This is a genomic window from Marinagarivorans sp., from assembly GCF_982758155.1.
Genome location: NZ_CEXWTU010000225.1, coordinates 1 through 7,810, shown reverse-complemented (window position 1 = coordinate 7,810; position 7,810 = coordinate 1). Strand labels below are relative to the sequence as shown.

Annotated in this window: 9 protein-coding genes; 7 read left to right on the top strand and 2 right to left on the bottom strand. The window is 47.9% G+C overall.

Features of this window, described 5'->3' with window-relative positions:
• Positions 1–199 (top strand): Lcl C-terminal domain-containing protein (locus AC3A8L_RS17825; protein WP_487963627.1); only part of this gene is annotated, 199 nt, incomplete at its 5' end.
• Positions 200–203: 4 nt separating this feature from the next.
• Here AC3A8L_RS17825 and AC3A8L_RS17820 read toward each other — a convergent pair.
• Entirely contained in the window at positions 204–491 is a 288-nt protein-coding gene (locus AC3A8L_RS17820; protein ID WP_487963626.1) for a DUF1244 domain-containing protein, read from the bottom strand.
• A 70-nt stretch (positions 492–561) separates the two neighbouring features.
• Between AC3A8L_RS17820 and AC3A8L_RS17815 the strand changes: the two genes are divergently transcribed.
• Complete coding sequence (locus tag AC3A8L_RS17815; protein WP_487963625.1) at positions 562–1,059, top strand: DUF1993 domain-containing protein; 498 nt, start codon at positions 562–564, stop codon at positions 1,057–1,059.
• Between the two features lie 15 nt (positions 1,060–1,074).
• Here the strand turns inward: AC3A8L_RS17815 and AC3A8L_RS17810 are convergent, their stop codons facing one another.
• Positions 1,075–1,584, bottom strand: coding sequence for a retropepsin-like aspartic protease family protein (locus tag AC3A8L_RS17810; protein WP_487963624.1), 510 nt, complete (start codon positions 1,582–1,584; stop codon positions 1,075–1,077).
• Positions 1,585–1,907: 323 nt separating this feature from the next.
• Here AC3A8L_RS17810 and AC3A8L_RS17805 point away from each other — a divergent pair, with 323 nt between their 5' ends.
• The 5 genes from AC3A8L_RS17805 to AC3A8L_RS17785 form a co-directional block, all read left to right on the top strand.
• Entirely contained in the window at positions 1,908–2,789 is an 882-nt protein-coding gene (locus AC3A8L_RS17805; RefSeq protein ID WP_487963623.1) for a tetratricopeptide repeat protein, read from the top strand.
• Between the two features lie 106 nt (positions 2,790–2,895).
• The gene (locus AC3A8L_RS17800) at positions 2,896–4,014 is read left to right on the top strand and encodes a phosphoserine transaminase (RefSeq protein WP_487963622.1); all 1,119 of its coding nucleotides are present in this window, start codon (positions 2,896–2,898) and stop codon (positions 4,012–4,014) included.
• A 348-nt stretch (positions 4,015–4,362) separates the two neighbouring features.
• The gene (locus tag AC3A8L_RS17795; protein ID WP_487963621.1) at positions 4,363–5,538 is read left to right on the top strand and encodes a 3-phosphoglycerate dehydrogenase family protein; all 1,176 of its coding nucleotides are present in this window, start codon (positions 4,363–4,365) and stop codon (positions 5,536–5,538) included.
• Positions 5,539–5,873: 335 nt separating this feature from the next.
• Complete coding sequence (locus AC3A8L_RS17790) at positions 5,874–6,542, top strand: hypothetical protein (protein WP_487963620.1); 669 nt, start codon at positions 5,874–5,876, stop codon at positions 6,540–6,542.
• Between the two features lie 97 nt (positions 6,543–6,639).
• On the top strand, positions 6,640–7,810 hold a 1,171-nt coding region (locus AC3A8L_RS17785), incomplete at its 3' end, for a thrombospondin type 3 repeat-containing protein (protein WP_487963619.1).

Sequence of the window (7,810 nt, the reverse complement as noted above, 5' to 3'; positions counted from 1 at the left end):
TGAATATCAGTGCCGTTTGCCGGCACTGAATAGTCAGCTATTTCCGCTAGGTAGCGAAACAATGGGGAGCGTCTTCTGGACATCCACCCCGCTAATTTACTTTTCGCAGCCGACTGTTTGGGCGATTGATTTTTCTGACGGCGCTTTTGTTAACGGCTCTGCTGGCGAGCAATTAAGAGTGCGCCTAGTTCGAAATTAAAAGATTACTGAGCTTTATTAAAGGCCGCGAGTTGTTCTGGTGTAGCGGGCTTTTGGTGTTTCTCTCTCCATTCACTGTAAGGCATTCCGTACACCGCTTCGCGGCTTTGTTCGTAACTGCTTTGCTCCCCGGCTTCTTCTGCCGCAGTGCCATACCATTTGGCTAGGCAATTGCGGCAGAAGCTTGCAAGGTTCATCAAATCGATATTCTGCACATCTTTATTGTCGTCTAGGTGCTTAAGTAGGCGGCGGAAGGTAGCGGCTTCTATCTCTGTTTTTTTTTCGGGTGTCATGTTATTGCTCAGTTGGGTTTTTAATCGGGCGTGTGCGTGCGATTATATCGAAGATTCAAGGAGACATAATATGTTTGAACCGATTCGTTTATTTGAGCATTATTTACGACAATTACAGCATGTGCTGGGGCTTATTAAGGAGGCGAAGGGGGATGAATTGCTCGGTGCTCGTCTGCACACGGATATGTTGCCTTTAGTGAATCAGGTGCGAGCTGCCGCAAATTTCACTTTACGAGGGTGTTGCCCGCTAGTGGGAGAGCCAGTAGTCAGCTTTGATAGTGATATTGAAACGGTAGATGCACTGCATCAACAAATAGAGCAAACCATCGCGCATTTAAAACAGCTACCGACTCAACAATGCCCCTCTTCTACAGTGCTCAGTGAAAAAGCCGGGTTCAGTGATGTTAGTTTGCCTGCGGAAGATTTTATTACGCTTTATATTGTGCCTAACTTCTTTTTTCACTTGAATGCTGTTTATGGTATTGCGAGGCATTTTGGCGTACCCCTAAGTAAGCAAGATTACGATGGTTTTCACGGTTACTCGCCAGGTTTCAGCTTTGAACAATAGTCTTTAACAGGCCTCTTAGTTGTGTTGCCGAATGGTCAGCTTGCCATTCTTGTGGGTTAGCTCAACATCTTTAAGTGCGCTCATACCCAGCAAAACGGAATCGCCTTGCATACCCATGGTGATGCTGGCACGAACATTCTCAAAGTGGATATCGCTGATATTCAGGCTGTCGAGGGTGGTGGCGTAGGTGGTTGTATTGCCATTGGCAGTATGGGCAATACCTTGATAGCCACGCTCTAGCCCTATGCGCTCGGCTAGGTCAGCACCAACAGAAACGTGGGTTGCGCCAGTATCGACCAGAAAGGTAACGGGGAAATTGTTGATGTAGCCGCTGGCCACATAGTGGTGCTGTTGGTTGCGCGTGAGCACCACTTCTGTAAAGGCCGCAGTGTTAAGGCTGGTGGGGTTTTGGTTGGGATTTTCTTTGTGCTCCAACATTTTTTGAAACAGGTAACCCAAGCCGATAATCAGTAAGATCCAGCTGATATTAATGAAAATTTTTCCGAAGGTGGATGGCGTAGTCATGGCGATTAGCTTTTGAGTGAAGTGAGCCTTTGAGTGCTTCCTTACTATAAACGCTTTATGGGAGTATTACCGAGTACATATTAGCTTTTGGCTTGGGCAGTAAACGAAAAAGCCCATACAAACTGAGAGAGGGGAGTTTGTATGGGCTTCATTTTTCAGCGGTGTTACTTTGTAGTAAGTTGCAGCAGTATGCGGCAGTCTTACGACTCGGCAAATCGCTCTGTAAGTAGGCTATGATGCGCAGCGTAAACATGCAAGCGCTAGGATGATTAATGCGCTGCAACATGATTAATATCACTACATTTTATTAGCCGGAGGGCACTGTGGATCCAAATTCTGTTTTACCAACGACCAATGAGCATATCGTTGATATAACTTACGACAACGCAAAACAATACCTGATAGATGAATCGGCAATTAGGCCGGTCTTGGTCGACTTTTGGGCAGACTGGTGCGAGCCCTGTAAAAGCTTAATGCCGATCTTGGAAAAGCTGGCCATAGAATACGACGGTGCATTTCTATTGGCCAAAGTAAACGCCGAAGCGCTACAAGACTTGGCGGGGCAGTTTGGCGTACAAAGCCTGCCCACAATTATGGTTATGCATAATGGGCAGCCTGTAGATGGCTTACAAGGCGCGCAACCAGAGGCTGCCGTGCGTGAACTACTGGCTAAATATTTACCAGCACCCTGGGAGGCTGCGGTACAAGAGGGCCTGCAAAAAGTAGAGCAAGGTGAAGGTGCTGAAGGTATCGCGCTATTGCGTAGTGCTTATCAAGACTCTTCACAAGATGCCCGCGTTGCGTTTGCGCTGGCATCCGGCTTGATTCTTACTCGGCGTTTAAGTGATGCAGAGGAGTTGTTGGGCACCATTAAAATGGTTGACCACGGCCCTGAATACACACAGCTTCTCGCACAGTTGGAGCTGGCCCAAAATGCGGCCAAAGCGCCCGAAATTACAGAGCTAGAAGCCCAGCACGCGGCTAACCCTGATGATTTGGAGGTTGTTCAGGCGCTCGCGGCGCAGTATTCACAGCATCAGCATAATGAAGAGGCTTTGGTGCTGTTGTGGAGCGTATTACAGAAAAACTTAAATGCTAAAGATGGCGATTTAAAGCGTATTTATATGGATGTACTGGCGACTGTGGGTAAGGGCGACCCGCTGGCGATTCGCTATCAGCAAAAGCTATATGCCATGTTGTACTAATTTAGCGTGATGTGTATTGAGTCTAGCGCTGCGACTGGCATAATGGCTGCCGATTTGACACCACACTTTCCTATTTTGTTTTCACTATTTGTTGTAGAGGATGCGCATGCAGCCACAAGCTAAACCCCAAAACCCTAATTTCTCATCGGGCCCTTGCAGTAAGCGCCCGGGTTACGATGTTGCTAATTTGGATATTAGCACCCTTGGTCGGTCACACCGCTCTAGCCTTGGTAAAGTGGCGCTAGGCTTAGCCTGCTCCAAAACAGCTGAGTTACTAGGCTTGCCAGAAGGTTACCGTGTTGGTGTTGTGCCGGGTTCTGATACCGGCGCTGTTGAAATGGCTATGTGGTCGTTGTTAGGCCAGCGCCCGGTTGATGTTTGTGGCTGGGAATCTTTTGGCTTGGGCTGGGTTACCGACATTACCAAACAATTGAAGCTCGAAAACACCTGCATTTTCAAAGCTGACTACGGTGAGCTTCCAGCGTTGAGCGAAGTCGATTTCAGTCACGACATCGTATTCACTTGGAACGGCACGACCTCTGGCGTAAAAGTGAAAAATGGCGATTGGATCCCTGATGACCGTGAAGGTCTGACGATTTGTGATGCGACTTCAGCCGTTTTCGCGATGGAAATGCCTTGGGAGAAGCTTGATGTCGTGACCTTCTCTTGGCAGAAAGTGCTGGGCAGTGAAGGCGCACACGGCATGCTAATTTTAAGCCCGCGTGCAGTAGAGCGTTTAGAGTCTTACACCCCAGCATGGCCGATGCCTAAGTTATTCCGCATGACGAAAGGCGGCAAGTTGATCGAAGGTATTTTTAAAGGCGAGACTATTAATACGCCTTCAATGCTAGCGGTTGCCGATTATTTAGACGCATTGGGCTGGATTGAGTCTATTGGTGGCACCAGCGCGGCGATTGCCCGTTGTAATGCAAGTTACCAAGCCGTTGCCGAGTTTGTTGCGGCTAGTGACTGGATAAACTTCCTAGCCAAAGATCCCGAGACTCATTCGACGACTAGCGTTTGCTTAACGTTAAATGCCGAACCGGATCAAGTCAAAGCGATGGTGAAATTGTTGGGTAGCGAAGGTGTTGCTTACGATATTGGTGCTTACCGTGATGCGCCTCCGGGTATTCGCATTTGGTGCGGCGCGACGGTTGAACCGACGGATGTTGCCTTGCTGATGCCTTGGATTGAGTGGGCATACAAAGAAGTTACACAAGGCTAATGCCGAGCGACAGCACGGAAGCGATTCTTCTGTGTTGGTTTAAATTTGGCTTTATTTAAGCCAAAAAAAACCCCGGGTCGCGAGACCCGAGGCAAATCAAAGAAACAAGGTTTACCCAGCCAACCCCGGAGGTCGGTAAGGTAACAGCCTTAAAGCATTATCTTTGCCAATGTTTATAAGTCTATATAAATCAGTGGTTTGTGGTGTTTTGTTTAGCGGTATCTTTCTTGTTTGTAAAGATATTCGACTCTTCCAATATTCAAATAATCATGTGGTTGCAGGCTGTACGAGTGAATACTCGCGCAGTTAAAGCGCGGTGTTTACAGCGAAACCACGACAGAGGGCATTATGTTTAAGGTAAAAACGTACAATAAAATTTCTGAAAAAGGTCTTAGTCGCTTTGACGGTGGTGATTATCAGGTAGGTGCAGATGTCGAGGCGCCTGAAGCTTATATCTTGCGAAGCCATAAGTTACACGATGAGGCTATCCCTGAGTCTTTAATGGCGGTTGCCCGTGCCGGCGCTGGTGTAAACAATGTGCCTGTTGAAAGCTATACAGCGAAAGGCATTGTTGCGTTTAATACACCCGGCGCGAATGCGAATGCGGTAAAAGAATTGGTGATGGCCGGCATGTTACTGGCTTCGCGCGATATTATTGGCGGCCGTGATTTTGCCAACGAACAAACACAAATTACCGATGCGGCTGAAATGGGGAAACTCATGGAAGCAGAGAAAAAGCGCTTTGCCGGCAGCGAGCTTACAGGCAAAACATTAGGTATTGTTGGCCTGGGTGCTATTGGCTCTATGGTTGCCGACATGGCATTGGCGATGGGCATGAATGTTGCCGGTTTTGACCCTGCGTTATCTGTTGAAGCCGCATGGCGCTTACCTGCGTCGGTAGAGCGCAAAGAAAATCTCCAAGGTTTATTGGCTTGTTCCGACTATGTGACTATTCATGTGCCCGCAATTGAGCCCACTAAAAACATGTTCAATAGCGATAGCTTGGCGGCGGCTAAAGAAGGTTTGGTTCTATTAAACTTTGCACGTGAAGCCATTGTTGATACTTCTGCTGTGCTTGCAGCATTAGACAGCGGAAAGCTGCGTAAATATGTCTGTGATTTCCCAGAGCCGGCAGTTATTAATCGAAGTGATGTGATTGCGCTTCCCCACATTGGTGCCAGCACCGCTGAAGCTGAAGAAAACTGCGCCATGATGGCTGCTAACCAGCTCCGTGATTTCTTAGAGCACGGCAACATCATCAATTCAGTGAATTTCCCGGTAACGACCATGGGCCCCGTTGAAGGCTATCGATTAACGTTTAGCAATCAAAATGTATCTGGCGTGCTAGGAAATGTCTTGTCCATTTTTAAAGAGCTGGATGTGAACGTGATTGATATGGTGAACAAAAGCCGTGGTGACTTGGCTTATAGCATTATCGATCTCGCGGCAATGCCAACCGCTGAAGTGATTGCTGCCGTACAGGCTGTCGAGCATGTTATTCGTGTTCGTGTGGTAGCGGCTTAGCTTTTTTGGGTGTTTAGAGGGGGCAAGGCTCCCAAGTGCTGACATTGGGGGCCTTGAATCTGTGATTGTTGCTTTTAGTGTCGTGTCGATGATTGTTGCGACATAATGTGAATCACATCTGGTTTATTACAACCCAAAAACCACTTTTTTGGGTTGGTTATGACATTCTTTTTGGGAGTAATCCCAAGTATCATGCGGGCTCCGCTACGGATGTGTGGAAACCTGACTTTTTTGCGCGATTGTTTATTATTTAAACAGTTGTCGACAGTTTCATGACAGAGCATTAAAATGCGCGCCATGATTTTATTGCCCTTAACCTAAAAGGAATTAAAGATATGCATAGATCTTTGCGCCGCGAGTGGATCGCCGCTTATTCTCTTTCCTTGCTACTTCTTTCTTCTCTGTGTGCGCAAGCAGCGTACGCCATCGATTTTATTGCACCTCAAATCGAGCATCAACGCGCCACAGACAGCGTCTCACGCGGTGATGACCACCTCGTTACCGCGAGGGTAACGGATGATACCGCTGTGCAGGCTGTTGTGCTGCATTACCGTGAATCGGGCACTCGCAACTTTAATCCAATTGTGATGCGCAGCCTTGATGGCTCGGCGCATTATGAAGCGTTGATCGTCGGTCAGAGTATTAGCGCCTCAGGCTTAGAGTATTTTTTTGAAGCCACAGATAGTGCTGGAAATACCCTAGAGATGTACGGCAGTAATGGCGAACCCTTTATGGTTGCGGTTGCTCAATCGGATGTAGCGCTAACAAGTGCTGAGCAGAACCAACGCTTTGAACAGGCTCAGGCTTTAAGGTCTAACCAGTCTGTACTACCTATCAAAAAGAAATCGAGCAAAAAAACGTGGCTATGGGTTGGTCTAGGTGTATTGGCCGCGGCCGTTATTGCCGGTGCGGCGGGTGGCGGCTCGGATTCAAGTCCTGGTCCAGGGCCAAGTAGTGATAATACTGGCGACATTGACATCACTACGCCGGTTCCCGTTAATTAGTTCGTTTTTTTGTGTTAATGCCAGTTGCGCGGTTGCATCGCTGGTTTGTAAATCCCTTCAGTTCGTTGATAAAAACAGTATAAATCAAGGTGGTCGCGTGACATTTTCAGCCAGGATGCTAGTTGTAGCTTTAGTTTGCTCTTCCTTTTTGGGGGGGTGCTTCAACAAGAGTGAAAAGCAAGAATGGGATGTTGAGCCAGACGGCCAGCAAAGTACCTTCTCTATTCCGCAAAAAGTGTCGAATAAGGTTGAGCTTGCCAACCTGTCTGCGCGCGTACGTTTGAATAATGGCGATTGGCAGGCATTGATTATCGCCAATGGTGCTGCCTCCGGCCGGATGGATAGCATCGAAGAAGGTACACATTTTATTACGGTGCAGTTTGTTTATAACGATCCTAGGTATGGGCCGCTAGTACTGGCAGAGACCTTGAAGGAGGTTAAAATCACAGCGGGCCAGCGAACGCGCTTAGAGCTTGCTGACAACGATTACGACCTGTCTTTTGACGATGATAGCGACGGTATTACTAATGCGGATGAGCTAGATCAAGATACCGACCCCACCGACCCCATGGACCCATCGCCAACAATATCGAGCAGTGTTGGCGATAGTTCTAGCGCGCCGTCTTCCTCCAGCTTGGTTTCAGAAAGCAGCAGCTCTCAAGAAAGTTCTGATGTTAGTAGCTCTGAGGTCAGTAGTTCAGAAATAAGTAGTTCAGAAATAAGTAGTTCTAGTAGCGAAGCTGGCTCATCGAGTTCAGGCGGTAATATCATTGATATTCCAGTGTTAATGGCCAACGCTGGTGATGATGCATCTATTCAAGAGGGCGACGAAGTTCAGTTAGTTGGCCTGGCGCTTAATGCTTCGGCATCGGTTAGTTATAGCTGGCGTTATCTTGGTATGGGGCAGCCCGTTCTGGCGGGGGTTAATACGCCAATACTCACATTCACTGCCGGTAATTACTTGGCAGAGCAAGTTTTCACCTTCGAGTTAACCGTCACTCAAGATGGCGAATCAAGTAGCGATACCGTTGATGTCACAGTGGCGGCAGTTAACGAGCCCCCGGTTGTTACGTTTATACCAACTGAGCGAACTGTTGCGCCTAATACAGCCATAAAACTCGTACCTTTACAGCACTCAGACCCAGAAACCCAGCCGCTCACCTATAGCTGGGCTCCCTCAGTTCTTAATCCCGTAACGCTTGACGATTTCAGTTTCGATAACGAAACCGCCACCTTTACCGCACCTACATTACAAAGCGCAAACGAAA